The following is a 17,316-nucleotide window of genomic DNA, read 5'->3' as shown; positions in this document are numbered from 1 at the left end:
TGTCTACAATTACAGGGCTCCGGGGCGATTCCACAGGGTCGGCCACTCGTGTCCAAGACTCTTCACCAGCCGGCGCAACGTCGGCAGCGACAGCCCCACCACGGTCGACGGATCCCCGACGATGCTCGTAATAAATGGTGCCCCGAGGCTGTCTATGGTGAATGCGCCCGCCACAAACAGGGGCTCCCCGGTCGCGATATAGGCGTCGAGTTCCGCGTCGTCGAGGTCGTCGGCGAAGGTCACTTCGGCCGTGGCGACCGCCCCGAGGGCTCGGCCGGGCACGCCGTCACGGAGCTCGATCAGCCAGTGTCCCGAGTACAGCGTGCCGGTGCGCCCGCGCTGGCGCTCCCAACGTTCCCGGGCGGCGTCGGCCGTATGGGGTTTGCCGTAAATGATACCGTCGAGCACGAAAACAGAGTCGCCACCGAGCAGCAATCCGTCCAGCGGTTCTGCCAGTTGAGTGGATGTCGCCGCCTCGGCTTTGGCCCGCGCCAGCAACTGCACGAGCGTTGCCGGGTCGAGCGGCGCCCCGGCCGCCTGTGCTACGGCCGCTTCGTCTACATCGGGGTTGATCAACACCGGTTCGATGCCGGAAGCTCGAAGCAGGGCCAACCGAGCCGGAGAGGTCGAAGCCAAATAGAGACGCATGGTGTCCTTTGAGAAGAGTGTCGGTCACTCCATTCAATCAGGCCCGATCGCGCGCGCGGGGAAGCGGTGTGGGATCATCGAGGCATGAGCAATACGAGTCACCAGCCCCCGGCCCCCGTCAATACCCCCACGGCGACGGTCGGCAGCGAACTCGAGCTCGATATCACCAACGTCGCCCACGGCGGAATCTTCATCGCCCGCCACGAGGGCCGCGTCATCTTCGTCAGTGACACCCTCCCGGGCGAACGCGTGCGGGCCCGCCTCACCGAGGCAAATCACAAGAGCTTCTGGCGGGCAGAGACGGTCGCGGTCATCGACGCGGCCCCCGAACGCCAGCCGCACATCTGGAACGCAGCATCCATTGATCGCGCCCCAGAAGACCGCGCCGGCGGCGCCGAATTCGGCCACATCGAGCTCGGCTTTCAACGCGAGCTGAAGCGTCGGGTACTCGCCGACGCGCTCACGCGGATGGCCGGGCAGGGCACCGACGTGGTCGTCGAACCCGTGGCGGTCAGCGCCAAGGCCAGCCCTGGCGACGCGATGGATGGTACTGGATGGCGCACCAGGGTGAGTCTGCACGTAGCTGCAGATGGAACCATCGGCCCGTACGCCGCCCGCAGCCACCGGGTGATCCGCGTCGACGACTTGCCGCTCGCCGAGCACGAGCTGGAGCTGCGCGCCCCCCTCGACACACTTTTTCACAATGCGGCTCAGGTTGACCTGGTTGCGCCGAGTAAGGGCGACGTGCAGGTGCTCGTCTCGGCCAAAGATACCAACGGCAAGCCCAAGCGGGTGCCGCGCGGCCTGATCCACGAGGTCGTCGCCGGCCGCGAGTTCGAACTCGACCGCTCCGGATTCTGGCAGGTGCACTCCTTGGCCGCAGACACCCTGTATCACGCGGTGCAGAACATCATCGATGAAGACCAGTTCGATCCGCGCGCCTCCAACCTCGATCTCTATGGCGGCGTTGGACTGCTCGCCGCGGCCGTCGGCGACCGGTTTGGCGCGTCGACCCGCATGACTTCGGTGGAAAGCGACCCGGAGGCTGTTGCCTTTGCGGCCCGCAACCTCAAAGACTGGGCCGGAGCCACAGCCGAAGCCGACCGCGTCGACCGTTTTCTGCAGCGTCTGCTGAAAGAAGCGAATGCCGCCGAACGAGCCAGACTCGCCGCCGCCACCGTCGTGCTCGACCCGCCACGCTCCGGCGCCGGCAAAGCCGTTGTCGACCAGCTCGTCGCCATTGCTCCGCGCCAAATCGTCTACGTGGCCTGCGACCCAGTCGCCCTGGCCCGCGACGTTGCGCTGTTTCAGCAGCAGGGCTACCAGTTGACGACCCTGCGCGCCTTCGACCTGTTTCCCAATACTCATCACGTTGAAGCCGTCGCACTTCTTAGCAAATAGCTCTCGTTCAGACGAGACAATCAAAGGACAACCCCACAGTGAGTCACGCAACACCTGATCCCGTGTCACCCGCCCTCGCCGAGAGCCCCGTGCGGGTTGGCATTGTCGACGATCACGAATCGGTGCGGTTGGGATTGCAAGCCGCGTGTGAGAACTCTGGCTACGAGGTGCTCGTCGCCGCTGCGACCGCGCAGGCCCTGGTCGACGGCCTCGCTGGGCGAGCGTGCGACGTGATCGTGCTCGACCTCTCGCTCGGCGACGGATCGCGCGTGACCGACAATGTGCACCTCGTAGCAGGCACCGGTTCGGCAGTGCTCGTACACAGCATCGCCGATCGAGTCGCGTTGGTGCGTGAAGCCCTCGCAGCAGGGGCCGCCGGAGTCATCCCCAAGTCGTCGCCGACCACGACCGTCATGGCGGCCGTGGCATCCGTCGCCCGCGGTGACGTGCTCAACAACCTCGAGTGGGCCACCGCCATCGACGCCGACTGTGACTTTGCCAAGGCGCAGCTCGGCCGCCGCGAACGCGACGTGCTGCACCTCTACGCCTCGGGTTTGCCGCTGAAGATGGTCGCCTCGCAACTAGGCATTGCACACTCAACGGCGCGGGAATACCTCGACCGCATCCGGGTGAAGTACGTCGAAGTCGGACGCCCAGCACCGACCAAGGTCGACCTGCTGCGCCGCGCCGTCGAAGACGGAATTCTGCCGGGACTTGACGCTTCCGTCGGTGACCGCGGTGTCTAAACGGGCCGCCCATCCGGGTCCCGTGGCGTCCGCCGGCACAGAGCGCGGCACAGAGCCCGCCCCAGACAATCTGTTCGGGCGCGCCAGACATCCGCGCAATCCGATCAGTCACGCCCAGATCGAGATTGTGCTGTCGCGTTCGGTGGCCGCAGGATCGGTCATCTTCGCCATCCAGGCGCTGCCACTCATGCTGGGGCAGCTGGAAAATCGAAAACCCGGCTCCGCCGTGCCGATTGCGATCGTCCTTGGCCTGACGATTGTGGCTTTCGTGGTCGCAACTCTGGTTCGGCGCGGCATCCGCACCACGGCCGGAATCGTCTCGGTCGTCTACCTTGTGGCGCTCATTATTTGGCCGCTGGTCATGCACGACTCATCCGTTGTACTCGATGACAGACCGTGGCTCTGGTATTTGTGCGCCGTCGCGACATCGTGTGCTGCGTTCGCTTTTCCGCTGGTCTGGGCCATTATCTACACGGTCATCACTCCGATCGCCTTCGGGGCGTTGCGAATGCTCCCCTCCGGTGGGGAGGCCGAGAGCCTGCTCGCGGTGCTCGACACCTGCTACGCCATGCTGCTTGGCGGCGTCGTGCTGATCATTATCTACGTGCTGCGCGACGCGACAGCGAAGGTCGACACGGCCCAGTTCACTGCCCTCGCGAAGTACGCCGTGGCGGTGCGCCACCACGCGACCGAGGTCGAACGGGTCGAGGTCGACTCGATCGTGCACGACAGCGTGCTGGCGACGTTGCTCTCCGCTGCCGGTGTGCAAAATGCCAAGGGAGCCGAACTGGCCGCAGCGATGGCTCGCAGCGCCATCATCCGCTTGCAGGCGGCGAGCGGTGAACGCACCCTCGATTTCGAGACCGTGCCCGTGGGACTCCTGGCCACGCGCCTGCGTGATGCCGCAGCGGATGTCGGCAAGTTCACCGTCACCCAGCAGTGCGTGGACGGTTTAAGCATTCCCGAGTACGTCTCGGAGGCGCTCTACTCGGCCAGCATCCAGGCGATGGTCAACAGCGTGCAGCATGCCGGCCCGGCACAATCACGCAGCCTGACAATCAGCGGTAACGATCAGAACGGATGCACCATCCAAATCAGCGACACCGGCCGCGGCTTTGATCCGGCCACCGTCGCCAGTGCTCGCCTCGGCGTGCGCGTGTCCATCCGCGATCGCATTATCAGTGTCGGCGGCGTCGCCGACGTCTCGTCACGCCCCGGCCAAGGCACGACGGTCGTGATCAGCTGGCCGCGGGCCGGCGCCCTTCCAGGGACCGATGCCAGCTCAGCAGCCGAACTGCGGGGTGCGCCGCGCGAACCGGCCGACCGCGTGCCCGCCGTGCCCAACGTCGGCCGGGCGAGGGGACGATGGTGACCGGCGCCGTGGTCGTCTCGCGCACACTTAGCCTCGTCGTGGCCGCTTTTTTCTCCGGCTATCACGTGATTCTCGGGCTGTATTCGATCCGAGAACCGGCGTCGTCGGTGCCGATCTTGGTAGCGATGGGTCTCTTCGTGGTGGCGACGGTGGTGAGCATCTGGCGCAGTAGTCCGTTGCGCATGTCGCTGCCGTTGGCCCTGTTCAATGTCGCTGTTTGCACGGCGCTCCCACTGATCGTGTGCAGTCAGCTAGACGGATTCTCGGCAAATCTCGGCTACACCACCTGGTACGTCGCCGCCATCGGCACGCTGATGACCATCACAGCCACTCGCAAACGCCCTCAGCTTGCACTGCTCGGCGTTGGCGTACTAGTGATCCACAGCGTGATCTGGGCCGGAGTGGGCGAGCTTGGTCATCTGGGCGTGATCGGTAGCGTGGTCTGGGTGCTCGCTGCGGCGTTGCTCTCCCGCGCCCTGGTCAAGGCCAGCCGCGATGCCCGCCAGTATGCCAGAGCCGAGCGAGAGGCCAGCGGATGGCACGCAGCCCAGGAGGCTCACCTCTACGAGCGGCAGGTGCGTCTGACTCAGACCATGCGCCTCGCCATGCCGATGCTTCGGCGCATCAGTGCGAGCAACGGTGAGCTCACCGAAGACGAGCAGCAGGAATGCCGGCTTCTCGAAGCGGCCATTCGCGATGAGATTCGCGGCCGCCGCCTGCTCAATCATGCCGTGCGCGACCAGGTGATGGCGGCCCGCCGTCGTGGAGCCAGCGTGACGCTCCTCGACGAGGGCGGTATCGACGATCTCGCGGGGGTCGCACTCGACGAGGTGCTTGGCGCACTGGCCGGCGCCCTCGAGCACACCAGCGCCGACAGGATCATTGTGCGCACAGCGGCCGACAGTGCGACCACCGCGGTGACCGTGGTGGGGCTGTCCAGCCCCGACCCGGCCGAGTGCGCTCTCGGGCCGGACTCCTCGGGCGACGACGAGGTCGATCTGTGGTTGGAAATCCCCCGGCACGTCACACCCATCGTCGCGGGCTGACCGTGCCTCGGTTCCCCGCGTGTGCCCCCGGGTACACGAAAGGGGATCAGCCGAAACTGATCCCCTATCGTTTTTTCGAGAAAGGGCGACAACCCGAATGCCACCCGTTCTCGCCCCCAACACATTCGCTCGCTTACCCTAGTCAGCGAATGATTGGTAGTGAAACTTTTGGAGTTCCACCGAGCACTCCCCAGTCTGCACCATCGTCAAAATTGCCACAGTCGGCATTTAGGAGGACACGACTACCGGCGGATGCACGCCTCACACGGACGGGGCCCGGGCCCCGTCCGTGAGGGGGAAAGGGGAAACCGGGGTCAGCCGGTGAAGCCGCGCCAGCGCCCGGCGCCGGGGTACACCGGCTGACGAATGGCGCGCTGGTTACGCTGCCAGGCGCTGCGGTGCTGCTTAGGCGCCGCCCGACGCTCGTCGGATTCCTCCCCTAACAGACCACGGATAACGGCGGTCACCGCCGATACCTCGACGTCGCTGACGCGCGCGGTAACGAAGATGAGCTCCGCGGGATCAAATTCTGAGGGCTTCGATGGCATCAGAGCGGGATGTTTCCGTGCTTCTTGGCGGGCAGGGTCGCTCGCTTGGTGCGCAGGGCGCGCAGGGCTTTGATGACCGACACGCGCGTAGCCGCCGGTTCGATGATGCCATCGAGCTCTCCACGTTCCGCGGCGAGAAACGGGCTGGCCACGTTGTAGGTGTACTCGTTGGCCAGGCGGGTGCGAACAGCGGCGACGTCCTCGCCGGCCTCCTCAGCCGCCTTGATCTCGGCGCGGTACAGAATGTTCACGGCGCCCTGTCCGCCCATGACGGCGATCTCGGCGGTCGGCCAGGCCAGGTTGGTGTCGGCGCCGAGCTGCTTGGAACCCATCACGATGTACGCGCCGCCGTAGGCCTTGCGCAAAATGACGGTGACCAGCGGCACGGTGGCTTCGGCGTAGGCGTACAGCAGCTTCGCGCCGCGCCGGATGATGCCGGTCCATTCCTGGTCGGTGCCGGGCAGAAAGCCGGGCACGTCGACAAGCGTCAGAATCGGGATCGAGAACGCGTCACAGAACCGCACGAAGCGGGACGCCTTCTCGCCGGCCTCGATGTTCAGGGTGCCGGCCATGGCGTTGGGCTGATTGGCGACGATCCCAATTGAACGGCCCTCGACCCGGGCGAACCCGACGACGATGTTCGGCGCGTACAGCGGCTGCGTCTCGAGAAACTCACCGTGGTCAACGATGTGCTCGATGACCGTTTTCACGTCGTAAGGCTGGTTGGGCGAGTCGGGGATGATCGTGTTCAGCGCGCGGTCGGCATCCGTTGTTTCGAGCTCCACCTCGCTGTCGAACACGGGCAGCTCGGCCAGGTTGTTGTCTGGCAGGTAGCTCAGCAGGGCACGGGCAAAGTCGAGCGCGTCCGGCTCGTCACTCGCGAGGTAGTGCGACACACCGGAGACCTTGTTGTGCGTCAGGGCGCCGCCGAGCTCCTCCATGCCGACGTCTTCACCGGTGACGGTCTTGATCACGTCGGGGCCGGTGACGAACATCTGGCTGGTCTTGTCGACCATGATCACGAAGTCGGTCAGCGCGGGGGAGTAGACGGCGCCACCGGCGGCCGGGCCGCAGATAATTGAAATCTGCGGAATGACACCGGAAGCGGCCGTGTTGCGGCGAAAGATTTCGCCGTACTTACCGAGGGCCACAACGCCCTCTTGAATGCGCGCTCCGCCGGAGTCGAGAATGCCGATGATCGGCACGCCGGTCTTCAGGGCGAGGTCCATTACCTTGATGATCTTCTCGCCGGCCACCTCGCCGAGCGAACCGCCGAAGATGGTGAAGTCCTGCGAGTACACCGCCACTTGGCGACCGTGAATGGTGCCGGTGCCGGTGACGACGGCGTCGCCATACGGCCGCTTCTTTTCCATGCCGAAGGCCACGGTGCGGTGACGCACGAACTCGTCGAGCTCCACGAAGGATCCCTGGTCGAGCAGCAGATCGACGCGTTCGCGGGCGGTCATCTTGCCCTTGGCGTGCTGCTTTTGCGTGGCGGTAGCCCCGCTAGCGGTCACGGCCTCGTGATAGCGCAGCTTGAGGTCGGCGAGTTTTCCCGCCGTCGTATACAGGTCGGGTGCCGCAACGGGCGTCTTATCAGTCACCATTTCACTCTACCGGCACGCCCCGGGCGCTTCCCCGTGCCGAAGTTTCACAACTTTGCCCCGCAACACTGGTCTCCTCAGCCCTCCCCAGCCCCTCAGCCACCCCAACTACCGGCGCACAATTCCTGCAATTTGTTCAGAATTCGTCAGAAATAGGAGTTTTGAGGCCAAATTCGACAGAATTGCAGGAGTTACGCACACGAGAGGGTCACCACCATGGAGTTTTCGCTCAGCCGCACCGAGGTGAGCCGGTTTGACTACCGTGCCGAGGCTACGTCCACCAACGATGTGCTCAAAGATCTCGCCACAACGGATGCCGCCGCCTGGCCAGACCTCTCGGTAGTAGTCACCGACAACCAGACTCAGGGGCGTGGCCGGCTCGGCCGCGTCTGGTTGGCCCCGACCGGCAAAGCCCTGGCCATCTCGGTGCTGATTCGCCCGAAGCTCCCGCCGACGAGCCTCGGCTGGTTTCCCCTGCTGGCCGGCGCCGCCATGACCCGCGCCGTGCGAAAAGTGGTCGAGGCCAGCATGCAGCCGGTCGAAGACGTGAAAGAGGCCGAAGACCCCCGCCACGATACGACCCTAAAATGGCCCAACGACGTACTCATCGACGGCTACAAGGTGTGCGGCATTTTGTGCGAACTCCTGCCCGACGCGACCGGCATCATCATTGGCGCCGGCCTCAACCTGTCCCTCGATGAGCATGATCTGCCCACCCTCACCTCCACCTCGTTGCTGTTGGTCACCCGAACCGCGCCAGACCCCGACGCCGTGCTCGCCGCCTACTTGCGCGAGCTCACGACGCTGTATGCAGCTTTCGTAACAGCAAACGGCGACGCGCAGCAGAGCGGCCTGCACGGTGAAGTCGCACAACTCTGTGGCACCCTCGGCAGCGACGTCCGGATCGAACTCCCCGGCGGCACCGACCTGATCGGAACCGCAACGGGCATCGACGCGCAGGGCCGACTGACCGTCACTAGCCAGGCCGATGGCGAAGAACGGTCTGTCGCAGCCGGCGATGTCACCCACCTGAGGTATTAATGGACCTAATGAAAAAGAACGAGACCGAACCCTCCGGCTACGCCCACGAGAGTCGGCCCGAAAAGGTCGTGGCCCGCTTGCGCCCGCACGCCCGCGTGCTGCTCTGGCCCACCCTGCTGCTCTTCGCGCTGGCCGGCGCAACCGGCTATTTCGCCGACAACCTGCCGGAGCCCTGGCAGAATGCAGCCGTGCTGCCCGCCGCCATCGTGTTGGCCGTGCTCGGCTGGCTGCTGCCGCTGGCCGCCTGGCTCACCAAGCGGTACACGATCACTACCCGCCGCATCATTTTTCGCCACGGGTTCTTCGTGCGCACCCGGCAAGAACTCTTGCACAGCCGCGGCTACGACGTGAGCGTGCGCCAGAACTGGCTACAGGCCGGGTTCCACTCAGGAACGGTGCTGATCAACTCGGGTCTGGAGCATCCGCTCATCTTGAAAGACGTGCCCAACGTCGACCTGGTGCAGAGCGCGCTGCACGACCTCATCGAACAATCGAGCACGGTCATGGGCGCAAGAAGGCAGGAGCAGTCGGCGCAGTCCGACGAGTCAGCGTTCTGGGGACGCCGCTAGCGCGCCCGTCTGCACGCTGGTCACCGCGTCAACCACGGATACCGGTGCTCCGCTCCGGCTCGGCGCGAACACCCAGTATCGGTATAGCGTGAAGCGAAAGATCGCTCCCAAAAAAAGTCCAACGACGTTGCCCGAGATATTGTCCGCGAGAATGCTTGTGTAGCCGAGAACATAGTGGCTGAACCACAGGCAGGCAATGCCGATACCCATGCCCGCCAGGCTGACGGCAAGAAATTCAAGCCCCTCGCGCACGGTGTGATCTTGACGATTCTTGCTGAAGGTCCAGTACCGGTTGCCGAGCCAGTTCACCACAATCGCCAGCACGGTGGAGATGATCTTCGCGTAGATCGGGCCGGCATGCACATCGGCCGAGTCGAGCACAGTGGTGCGCAGCAGGTTAAAGACGGTGAAGTCCACCACGAAGCCGAGCGCGCCGACGGCGCCGAACTTGAGGCCCTGGCTCAGAAAGCCCCGCAGGCGCTGCTTCACAGTGATCGACATGCGTCCGTCCGCCGTTCGGTAAAGTGGCACTAGGAAAGCATTGAGTCTCGAAGTCTACGGCCTGCTGAATTTCCCGGGCTGAGTATTAACGCGCGTTTAGCTGAACGCTTGCATAGAAAATGGTGAACAGATGGCTTTGACCGTCGGTGTGATTGGCGCTGGCCAACTGGCCCGCATGATGATTCCCGCGGCCGTCAACCTCGGCATCGACCTTCGGGTACTCGCCGAAGCCGACGGTATGTCCGCTGCCCTCGCGGCCGTGAGCGTTGGCGATTACCGCGATTTGCCGACCGTGCTCGCCTTCGCGAAAACCGTCGACGTGATCACCTTCGACCATGAGCACGTGCCGCAGGAGATTCTGCGGGAGCTCGTGCGCGAAGGCGTCACCGTGCATCCCGGCCCCGACGCCCTGCTCTACGCGCAAGACAAACTGCTCATGCGCGAAAAACTCGCCGAACTGGGTCTGCCGGTGCCCGACTGGGCGCGCATAACGGATGCTGCCGGTCTCGCCGAATTTCTGCAAGCTCACGGCGGCCGCGCCGTCGTGAAAACCGCTCGCGGTGGCTATGACGGCAAGGGCGTGCGGGTGGTCAACCACGAGCACGACGTTGACGACTGGTTTGCCGCGCTCGCCGAAGACGGCAACGGCGGAGCCCTGCTAGTCGAAGAGCTCGTGCACTTCAGCCGCGAGCTGGCCCAGGTCGTCGCTCGTCGCCCGAGCGGTGAGATCGCGGTCTGGCCGGTCGTGGAGACCGTGCAGAAAGATGGCGTCTGCGCCGAGGTCATCGCTCCGGCGCCGCAGTCCGCCGGGCGCCTCGCCGACGTTGCCACCGACATTGCCGTGGCGGTGGCCGAGGGCATCGGTGTCACGGGGGTGCTCGCCGTTGAACTCTTTCAAACAACGGATGAGCGACTTCTCATTAACGAGCTGGCGATGCGCCCGCACAACAGCGGCCACTGGTCGATCGAGGGGTCAACGACGAGCCAATTCGAGCAGCACCTGCGTGCAGTGCTTGATCTGCCGCTCGGCGCGACCGGAGCCAGAGACCCGTGGACGGTCATGGTGAACATTTTTGGTGGACCGGCGTCAGGCTCACTCGGTGACCGTTATGCGAGCGCGCTTGCGGAGCATCCGCTCGTGAAAGTGCACAACTATGGCAAGGCGTCACGGCCCGGTCGCAAAGTCGGCCACGTCACCGCGGGCGGCAGCGATCTTGACGAAGTTGCGTATCAGGCGCGCGCCACTGCACAAATCTTTCAGTCTTGAGCAATAGGATCATCTGCGTGCCAGACAACATCGAGCCTTCCGCTGTGCCCACGAACAGCGAACCCGCGCCCATCGTCGGCGTGGTCATGGGCAGCGACTCTGACTTCACCATCATGAGCGCTGCCGTGCAGACCCTCACGGACTTTGGTGTGGCCCACGAGGTGCAGGTCGTTTCGGCGCACCGCACCCCCGAGAAGATGCTTTCCTACGGTCGCAGCGCGCAGGCCCGCGGCCTCAAGGTGATCATTGCCGGAGCCGGGGGAGCTGCGCACTTGCCGGGTATGCTGGCCGCCATGACAACGCTGCCCGTTGTCGGGGTGCCCGTTCCGCTCGGGCTGCTCGACGGGCTCGACTCGCTGCTGTCGATCGTGCAGATGCCGGCCGGCGTGCCGGTCGCGACCGTGTCGATCGGCGGGGCGAAGAACGCCGCGCTGATCGCGATCAAGATTCTCGCCACGAGCGACGACGCGTTGCGTGTGAAGCTCGAAGACTATTCCACAGCGCTCGCCGACCTGGTCGAGCAGAAGAACAGGAACCTCCAAACCCGATTATGAGTAGTGTGACAGACCCGATCCGGCACCCGAATTCCGGCTCCACGCGCATTATGACGACGCGTGCCTGGTGGCTTGTCGTACTCAATTTCGTGCTTCCCGGTTCGGCCCAGGTGCTCGCCGGCAATCGCCGCCTCGGCCGATTCGGTCTTCGCGCGTCGCTCACCCTGGTCACCGCTGCAATCATCGTCGGCGCCCTCTACCTGCTCTGGCCCGAGGCCGTGCTCACCGTGTTCACCAGCACAATCGGCCTGTGGGCCGTCGCCGCGGTGCTCGCGTTCTACGCGCTCACCTGGCTCGTGCTCACCGTCAATACCGTCGGCCTGATCAATTTGGGCCGCGCCGCGCCCGGTGCCCGCCCGATCATCGCCGCGTTCTCCGCAGCGCTCATGGTCGTGGTCTGTGGCACCGCAGGCTACGGCGCCTTCGTCGCCACCTCCGCGAGCGGATTCCTCTCCTCCGTCTTTGTGGCCGGCCCGAGCGAACCGCCGGTCGACGGTCGTTACAACATTCTGCTGCTTGGCGGTGACGCCGGCGCCGACCGCGATGGCCTCCGCCCCGACAGCATCTCGGTGGTCAGCATCGACGCCTCAACCGGCCAGGCCACGACCATCAGCCTGCCTCGCAACCTCGAGGACGTGCCCTTCTCGGCCGGGTCCTCGCTCGGCGCCCTCTACCCCGAGGGCTACGGTTCCATCAACGGATGCGACGTGTCGGGTCGCTGCATGCTCAACGCCATTTTCACCGAGGCTGAGCTGAAACGCCCGGAGTACTACCCGAACGCGGTGGCAGAGGGCAGTTCCCCCGGTATTCAGGCAACGCTCGAGGCGGCCCAAGGCATCACCGGACTCACCATTCAGTACTTCGTCCTCATCGATATGCAGGGATTCTCCGAACTCATCGATGCCCTCGGCGGCGTCGACATTGACGTGCAGAACCGGGTCCCGGTGCACACCGACGACACCTGGACTGATGTTTTGTTCTGGTTCGAGCCGGGAACGCAGCACATGGATGGCTACCACGCCCTCTGGTTCGCCCGCTCCCGCCACGGCACGAGCGACTACGACCGCATGCAGCGTCAGACGCAGCTGCAGGAGGCCCTGCTCGCGCAGGCCAGCCCGGCCAACGTGCTCACCAAGTTTCAGGGTGTGGCCGCCGCCGGTGCCCGCGTGGTGAAGACCGATGTGCCCCAGGGCATGCTCGGCTACTTCGTGAACCTCGCTGCCAAGACCAAGGAGCTCCCCGTCATCTCGGTGCCGATGATTCCCGACAACGGTATCGATCCCGAAAACCCCGACTACGCCGCCATCCAGTCCATGGTCGCCGCGGCACTGGCCCCCGCGCCCACCGCCACCCCCGCCCAATAGCCCGCCGCGTTCCGACCCGGTACTACCGCGCCGGTGTCTGCGAAACGCCTTCACCTCCGCTGGTCGAGACCGCAATTCCGGCACAGCAACCCGCCCAATTTAGACGCCAATCGCGAAGCGGATGCTGGCACCTACGTCAAATGGTGCACCCGCCGACCCGCGGACCCGCGGACCCGAGTAACCGCGCTCAGACGACAACGACCTCCGGTCCACCCAGATCCACAAGTAAAAGGAAGTCAGCGGCCTGAGTAAGAACGGGGAGTGAATTGGCGAGTGCAGTTGAGTCGCCGTCCCTTCTCGCGAAGTTTCTGCCGCAGTCGTGCCCAGTAAGCTGCGACAGCATCATCGATGTTGAGAACGGTTGCGAGTGAAACAGTATCGAGCGTCTGGAGGCGGGCGCTCCGAGCATACGACAAAATGGCGATCGACCAGCACTTTATCGTGTTGCCGGTGGACTAGGCTAGGCGTCAACGACTAGACAAGGGGTGGCCAATGTCGGCGTTTCAGAAAGCAGTTGAGTTCCATCGGTTAGTTCCATTTCTTGCACTCGGTTTACTCCTGACCGGTTGCGCGCCCGCCGTTGATTCCGCCGCAAGCACATCGGCATCTCCGTCGGCGTCCCCGTCCGTCTCGGTATCGGCGCAGCCCTCGCCGCGCGCCACGGAAGCTGCAGCCGTGCAGGCGACCTGCGTGAACGTGATCACCGAAAAGGCCACTGCCGCCTTCGCCAGAGCGAACTATCCACTCCTCACAGAACTTCCCAGCGGACCGGACCCGATCATGGCGCTCCTGGTGGAACAGGGCGGGCTGAGTTGCTACTGGGCCGACGGCTACGACATTGTGGCATGGCTTGGGCTTGCGGACATGGACGATGCGACCTGGACGGCGCTGCGCACGGAGCTCCTGGCCACCGGGTATGTCCAGTCCGATGATCCGGTCGCCGGCACGATCCAGGGCGAGCGCGCCGGCGATGCCTACCCGGCTTTGGTGAACAGGGATGGGGCCACCTACTACGTTGGCTCCTCCGGCATGCTGTCGTCTGTGGTCGCTCTGCAGTGACGGAGAAGTTCGGGGCCGTCAGTCAAGCAGGCCCCGCATCAGACTAGGCGGCAGTCCGTCCGGGATGGTTGCAGTGTCGGCGCCGCCGCGCGACGTCCTTATCGACGTGCAGGGCTTCTCAGACTTGCGCGCTTGGAAATAGTTACTCGGTCGTACTACGCCGAAACGAGAACTTCTTGTGCCCGAAGAAGCTCAGCAGCGTCGTGACAGCGAGGATGATCAACTGGGCGATCAGCGGCGGCACCAACGCCACCTCAACCAGCAGCGGCAGCGCGGCAGTATTGATAGCGATCGCCACCAGATACACGCTCACGAATCGGGCTAAGTCCCGCCGCACGTGACCGCGGACCACAAACACGAATCGTCGGTACAGCACGAAGGCGAGGGTGATGCCAACCACGTACGAAAGGGCGAGGCTCAGCAGGTAGCCGAGATAGACATCCGTGAAAACCCACAGTGTGAAGGCCGAAAAGACCAGATACCCGACGGCCGTATTCGTCCCGCCGACTGCGAGAAATCGAACGCGCTGGTCTTGCAGAAAGCTCACCATGGGTTACAGGTCCGCGTGCAGCTGCCACACGCGCTCGGCCGAGTCCCGCCAGCTGAACGCCCGCGCCCGGTCACCGCCGAAGATGCTCATGCGGTTTCGCAGCACGCTGTCGCCGAGCACCCTGTTCACTGCGTCAGCGAGTCGTGCCGGGTATTCCTTGGCATTCGAACGCTCGACCACAACGCCGGCGTCTCCGGCTGCTTCCAGCAACGCGGGAGCGTCGGAGTGCACGACCGGCGTGCCGAGGTGGAACGCCTCGATGATCGGCAGCGCAAAGCCTTCTTCCAGGCTCGGATACACAAACACGCTCGCCCGGGCAATCACCACGGCCAGGTCCGAGTCGCTCAGCCCCGACAACGCGCGCACGCGCCCCGGCGCGAGCCCTGCTTCATCGGCGACCGAAGCCAGGTCGAGCTCGCCCCAGGTGTCCGGACCGAGCACGATCAGTGGCAGGTCTGGTGCCCCCGGCAACCCCAGCGCAGTAATCAGCGCAGTGACGGCCTTGCGCGGATCGAGCGACCCGGAGGTCAGAATGTATTGCGCCGGCAGCTTGAGTGCCTGCATGCGCTCTTCCACGAGAGGAATGGCGGGCAGCACGAGCCCCCGGCCCACGGCGCCGCCGATCACGCGCACCCGGTCGCCCAGATCCATAATCTGAGTCAGCTGAGTCGCGACGGCGTGGCTCGGTACGACAATGGCGTCGGCGTGCTTGCGGGCGCGCTTGAGCATGCCCTTGGTCCAGGCCACCGTGGCCGGCGTCAGCGACGACGGATGCGTCCACGCGAGCACGTCATGCAGCGTCACCGCAATTTGCGTGCCGTCCACGGCCCGATCGTGGCGGCGCAGCGGAGCGAGCAGTCCGGGCGCGTGAATCAGGCCGGTCCCCGACGACGCGGTCACGCCGAGCGCCCAGGCCGCAGCGAGTTCACGGCGGGCCAGCGATGTCTTGCGCAAGTTCGCCAGCCCGGGCAGTGCCGCCTCGATAAGTTCGTACTGTGCCGGTGGCGACGACGAGACAATGCCCTCAACGTCGCAGTCGGCTGGAGCACTCGTGATCAACGCTCGGGTGAGCTCGTCGGTATACCGTCCGACACCGCCCGGAACAGGGGCGACCATCTGGTCGACGATTACCCGCAGAGTGATCATGGGGTCTCGAAGACCCCAGCGGCGTAGGCGGCAGCCTGGGCGTCTTGCCAGCTGCGTATCGGCTCGAGCCCGGCAGTAGCCCAGTTGGCGTGACCGAGCACCGAATAAGCGGGCCGCGGCGCCGGAAGTACAAAGGCCGAGCTGTCGGTTGGTAGCACGCGTTCCGGGTCGAGCCCGGCCAGGGCGAACACGTCGCGGGCCTGGTCGAACTTCGAAGCGGCGCCCGAGTTCGTGCCGTGGTAAATGCCGGCGGCGGCGTCGGAGTCGAGCAGTGACACGATCTGCGCGGCCAGGTCCACCGTCCAGGTGGGCTGGCCGACCTGGTCGTTGACGACGTTCAATGTGTCGCGCGTGCCAGCGGCTTTGAGCATGGTCTTGGCGAAGTTCGGGCCATTCCTGCCGTAGAGCCAGGCCGTGCGCACGATAAAGCTGCGTGCGCCGTTCTCGTCGAGTACGAACTCCTCGCCGGCCGCCTTGGTGCGGCCATAGGCCGAGATCGGGCTGTGCGGCGTGTTCTCGGCGTATGGTGTCGTCGCACTGCCGTCAAAGACGTAATCAGTCGAGATCTGCACGAGCTTCGCTCCTATAGCGGATGCCGCCACCGCCAGATTCCGCGCCCCCACCGCGTTCACGGCGTAGGCCTCGTCTTCGTTCGTTTCAGCGTCGTCGACCTTGGTGTACGCGGCACAGTTGATAATAATGTCGTGTCCGGCGACCGCGGCCGTAACCGCGTCAAGGTTGGTCACGTCGAGGTCGCGCCGGCTGAGAGCCGTCATCTCGCGCCCGGCCAACGCCGTTTGCAGGTCGAACCCCAGCATGCCGGTGGCGCCGGTGATCAGATAACGGGTCATGCTAGTTCAGCGCCGCTCGTGCTTTGAGCGGTTCCCACCACTGGCGGTTGTCACGGTACCACTGCACTACGTCGGCCAGGCCCTGTTCAAATGGAACCTCGGGTGCGTAGCCGAGTTCGGCCTGAATCTTTGAGATGTCCACCGAGTAGCGAAGGTCGTGCCCGAGCCGGTCGGCGACGCGGTCAACATACGACCAGTCCTTTCCGGTTGAGTCCAGCAGTAACTGGGTGAGCTCTTTGTTGGTCAGCTCGGTGCCGCCGCCAATGTTGTAGATCTCACCAGCGCGGCCGCCGACGAGCACCATGGCGATGGCGCGGGTGTGGTCGTCAACGTGCAGCCAGTCACGAATGTTGTTGCCCTCGCCATAAAGGGGAACGTGCCGGTCGTCGATCAGATTGCTGACGAACAGCGGAATGACCTTTTCGGGAAAGTGGTACGGTCCGTAGTTGTTCGAGCAACGCGTGATGGACACATTGAGGCCGTGGGTACGGTGGTAGCTTCGGGCGAGCAAGTCGCTGCCAGCCTTTGACGCAGAGTACGGGGAGTTGGGCTCAAGCGCCCGCTCCTCGTTCCAGGAGCCCTCAGCGATCGAACCGTAGACCTCGTCGGTGGAGACGTGCACGAACCTGGCCAGATTGTGGCGGAGCGCGGCGTCGAGCAGCTGCTGGGTGCCGAGTACGTTGGTTTCGACGAAGATCGTTGAGTCCATCACCGAGCGGTCCACGTGGGATTCCGCGGCAAAATGCACAACGGCATCGAGGCCGGGAAACAGCGTATCGAGCAGCTTGCCGTCGCGAATGTCGCCATGCTCAAAGGAGTATCGCGGCGAGTCGGCGATCGGGGCGAGGTTTTCGAGGTTGCCCGAGTAAGTCAACGCGTCGAGTACAACCACCTCGGCACCTTCCAGGCCCGGGTACTTGTCTTGAATCGTGCGTCGAACAAAGTTGGAGCCGATAAAACCGGCGCCGCCGGTGACGAGGATCTTCATATAGGAGTAACCGTTCCGTTCGCTTCAATGGCCTCCGCGATTCTACCGGACCCGGATTGGT

Annotated in this window: 18 protein-coding genes; 10 read left to right on the top strand and 8 right to left on the bottom strand. The window is 64.6% G+C overall.

Features of this window, described 5'->3' with window-relative positions; genetic code table 11:
• Positions 1-9: 9 nt before the first annotated feature.
• Complete coding sequence (locus tag CXY75_RS08630; RefSeq protein WP_104082426.1) at positions 10-648, bottom strand: nucleoside triphosphate pyrophosphatase; 639 nt, start codon at positions 646-648, stop codon at positions 10-12.
• Positions 649-732: 84 nt separating this feature from the next.
• Here CXY75_RS08630 and CXY75_RS08625 point away from each other — a divergent pair, with 84 nt between their 5' ends.
• Genes CXY75_RS08625 through CXY75_RS08610 form a run of 4 tightly spaced genes read left to right on the top strand, consistent with a single transcriptional unit; the run spans position 733 to position 5,213 of the window.
• On the top strand, positions 733-2,049 hold the full coding sequence (locus CXY75_RS08625) for a class I SAM-dependent RNA methyltransferase (RefSeq protein ID WP_104082425.1): 1,317 nt from the start codon (positions 733-735) through the stop codon (positions 2,047-2,049).
• 38 nt (positions 2,050-2,087) lie between these two features.
• Complete coding sequence (locus CXY75_RS08620) at positions 2,088-2,795, top strand: response regulator transcription factor (RefSeq protein ID WP_104082424.1); 708 nt, start codon at positions 2,088-2,090, stop codon at positions 2,793-2,795.
• Positions 2,779-4,167 carry a sensor histidine kinase gene (locus CXY75_RS08615; protein WP_233201815.1) on the top strand — a complete coding sequence of 463 codons (1,389 nt, stop codon included), beginning with the start codon at positions 2,779-2,781 and terminating at the stop codon, positions 4,165-4,167. The genes CXY75_RS08620 and CXY75_RS08615 overlap by 17 nt, the downstream gene beginning before the upstream one ends.
• Entirely contained in the window at positions 4,161-5,213 is a 1,053-nt protein-coding gene (locus CXY75_RS08610; protein ID WP_104082423.1) for a hypothetical protein, read from the top strand. Before CXY75_RS08615 ends, CXY75_RS08610 begins: the two co-directional genes overlap by 7 nt.
• Positions 5,214-5,527: 314 nt before the next feature.
• Here CXY75_RS08610 and CXY75_RS08605 read toward each other — a convergent pair whose 3' ends face one another.
• Together CXY75_RS08605 and CXY75_RS08600 are read right to left on the bottom strand one after the other, a co-directional pair.
• Entirely contained in the window at positions 5,528-5,761 is a 234-nt protein-coding gene (locus tag CXY75_RS08605) for an acyl-CoA carboxylase epsilon subunit (RefSeq protein WP_104082422.1), read from the bottom strand.
• A complete protein-coding gene (locus CXY75_RS08600) occupies positions 5,761-7,368 on the bottom strand; it encodes an acyl-CoA carboxylase subunit beta (protein ID WP_104082421.1) in 1,608 nt (535 codons plus the stop codon). The genes CXY75_RS08605 and CXY75_RS08600 overlap by 1 nt, the downstream gene beginning before the upstream one ends.
• A 213-nt stretch (positions 7,369-7,581) precedes the next feature.
• Between CXY75_RS08600 and CXY75_RS08595 the strand changes: the two genes are divergently transcribed.
• On the top strand, positions 7,582-8,406 hold the full coding sequence (locus CXY75_RS08595) for a biotin--[acetyl-CoA-carboxylase] ligase (protein ID WP_104082420.1): 825 nt from the start codon (positions 7,582-7,584) through the stop codon (positions 8,404-8,406).
• Positions 8,407-8,414: 8 nt separating this feature from the next.
• Positions 8,415-8,975 carry a PH domain-containing protein gene (locus CXY75_RS08590; protein ID WP_233201813.1) on the top strand — a complete coding sequence of 187 codons (561 nt, stop codon included), beginning with the start codon at positions 8,415-8,417 and terminating at the stop codon, positions 8,973-8,975.
• Here the strand turns inward: CXY75_RS08590 and CXY75_RS08585 are convergent.
• Complete coding sequence (locus CXY75_RS08585; protein ID WP_104082419.1) at positions 8,952-9,476, bottom strand: GtrA family protein; 525 nt, start codon at positions 9,474-9,476, stop codon at positions 8,952-8,954. The two genes, CXY75_RS08590 and CXY75_RS08585, sit on opposite strands and share 24 nt — an antisense overlap.
• A gap of 130 nt (positions 9,477-9,606) precedes the next feature.
• Between CXY75_RS08585 and CXY75_RS08580 the strand changes: the two genes are divergently transcribed.
• The 4 genes from CXY75_RS08580 to CXY75_RS08565 all read left to right on the top strand — a co-directional run bounded on the left by CXY75_RS08580 (position 9,607) and on the right by CXY75_RS08565 (position 13,720).
• Positions 9,607-10,743 (top strand): 5-(carboxyamino)imidazole ribonucleotide synthase, encoded by a 1,137-nt coding sequence (locus CXY75_RS08580; RefSeq protein ID WP_104082418.1) that lies wholly within the window; start codon positions 9,607-9,609, stop codon positions 10,741-10,743.
• Positions 10,744-10,829: 86 nt separating this feature from the next.
• Positions 10,830-11,297: a 5-(carboxyamino)imidazole ribonucleotide mutase gene (gene purE, locus CXY75_RS08575; RefSeq protein WP_104082547.1), complete on the top strand. Its 468-nt coding sequence runs from the start codon at positions 10,830-10,832 to the stop codon at positions 11,295-11,297.
• Complete coding sequence (locus CXY75_RS08570) at positions 11,294-12,661, top strand: LCP family protein (RefSeq protein ID WP_233201812.1); 1,368 nt, start codon at positions 11,294-11,296, stop codon at positions 12,659-12,661. Before purE ends, CXY75_RS08570 begins: the two co-directional genes overlap by 4 nt.
• A 675-nt stretch (positions 12,662-13,336) precedes the next feature.
• A complete protein-coding gene (locus CXY75_RS08565; RefSeq protein WP_146069423.1) occupies positions 13,337-13,720 on the top strand; it encodes a hypothetical protein in 384 nt (127 codons plus the stop codon).
• Between the two features lie 142 nt (positions 13,721-13,862).
• Here CXY75_RS08565 and CXY75_RS08560 read toward each other — a convergent pair whose 3' ends face one another.
• From CXY75_RS08560 to rfbB, 4 genes are read right to left on the bottom strand one after another with little or no spacing between them, the layout of a single operon-like run.
• Positions 13,863-14,270 (bottom strand): GtrA family protein, encoded by a 408-nt coding sequence (locus tag CXY75_RS08560; RefSeq protein WP_104082416.1) that lies wholly within the window; start codon positions 14,268-14,270, stop codon positions 13,863-13,865.
• Positions 14,271-14,273: 3 nt separating this feature from the next.
• A complete protein-coding gene (locus tag CXY75_RS08555; protein ID WP_104082415.1) occupies positions 14,274-15,416 on the bottom strand; it encodes a glycosyltransferase family 1 protein in 1,143 nt (380 codons plus the stop codon).
• Positions 15,413-16,267, bottom strand: coding sequence for a dTDP-4-dehydrorhamnose reductase (gene rfbD / locus CXY75_RS08550; protein WP_104082414.1), 855 nt, complete (start codon positions 16,265-16,267; stop codon positions 15,413-15,415). The genes CXY75_RS08555 and rfbD overlap by 4 nt, the downstream gene beginning before the upstream one ends.
• A gap of 1 nt (position 16,268) precedes the next feature.
• A complete protein-coding gene (rfbB, locus tag CXY75_RS08545) occupies positions 16,269-17,255 on the bottom strand; it encodes a dTDP-glucose 4,6-dehydratase (RefSeq protein ID WP_104082413.1) in 987 nt (328 codons plus the stop codon).
• Positions 17,256-17,316: the final 61 nt, after the last annotated feature.

Origin of the sequence: Cryobacterium sp. Y11 (assembly GCF_002929535.1) — a bacterium.
Classification (GTDB): domain Bacteria; phylum Actinomycetota; class Actinomycetes; order Actinomycetales; family Microbacteriaceae; genus Cryobacterium.
The sequence above is the reverse complement of the archived record's forward strand: the minus strand, read 5'-3'. Positions and strand labels throughout refer to the sequence as shown.

Coding starts and splice junctions, on each gene's coding strand:
- CXY75_RS08590 (WP_233201813.1), top strand. CDS start 8,415: ATGAAAAAGAACGAGACCGAACCCTCCGGCTACGCCCACGAGAGTCGG.
- CXY75_RS08630 (WP_104082426.1), bottom strand. CDS start 648: ATGCGTCTCTATTTGGCTTCGACCTCTCCGGCTCGGTTGGCCCTGCTT.
- CXY75_RS08570 (WP_233201812.1), top strand. CDS start 11,294: ATGAGTAGTGTGACAGACCCGATCCGGCACCCGAATTCCGGCTCCACG.
- rfbB (WP_104082413.1), bottom strand. CDS start 17,255: ATGAAGATCCTCGTCACCGGCGGCGCCGGTTTTATCGGCTCCAACTTT.
- CXY75_RS08625 (WP_104082425.1), top strand. CDS start 733: ATGAGCAATACGAGTCACCAGCCCCCGGCCCCCGTCAATACCCCCACG.
- CXY75_RS08580 (WP_104082418.1), top strand. CDS start 9,607: ATGGCTTTGACCGTCGGTGTGATTGGCGCTGGCCAACTGGCCCGCATG.
- CXY75_RS08595 (WP_104082420.1), top strand. CDS start 7,582: ATGGAGTTTTCGCTCAGCCGCACCGAGGTGAGCCGGTTTGACTACCGT.
- CXY75_RS08610 (WP_104082423.1), top strand. CDS start 4,161: ATGGTGACCGGCGCCGTGGTCGTCTCGCGCACACTTAGCCTCGTCGTG.
- CXY75_RS08555 (WP_104082415.1), bottom strand. CDS start 15,416: ATGATCACTCTGCGGGTAATCGTCGACCAGATGGTCGCCCCTGTTCCG.
- rfbD (WP_104082414.1), bottom strand. CDS start 16,267: ATGACCCGTTATCTGATCACCGGCGCCACCGGCATGCTGGGGTTCGAC.
- CXY75_RS08560 (WP_104082416.1), bottom strand. CDS start 14,270: ATGGTGAGCTTTCTGCAAGACCAGCGCGTTCGATTTCTCGCAGTCGGC.
- CXY75_RS08585 (WP_104082419.1), bottom strand. CDS start 9,476: ATGTCGATCACTGTGAAGCAGCGCCTGCGGGGCTTTCTGAGCCAGGGC.
- CXY75_RS08605 (WP_104082422.1), bottom strand. CDS start 5,761: ATGCCATCGAAGCCCTCAGAATTTGATCCCGCGGAGCTCATCTTCGTT.
- CXY75_RS08600 (WP_104082421.1), bottom strand. CDS start 7,368: ATGGTGACTGATAAGACGCCCGTTGCGGCACCCGACCTGTATACGACG.
- purE (WP_104082547.1), top strand. CDS start 10,830: ATGGGCAGCGACTCTGACTTCACCATCATGAGCGCTGCCGTGCAGACC.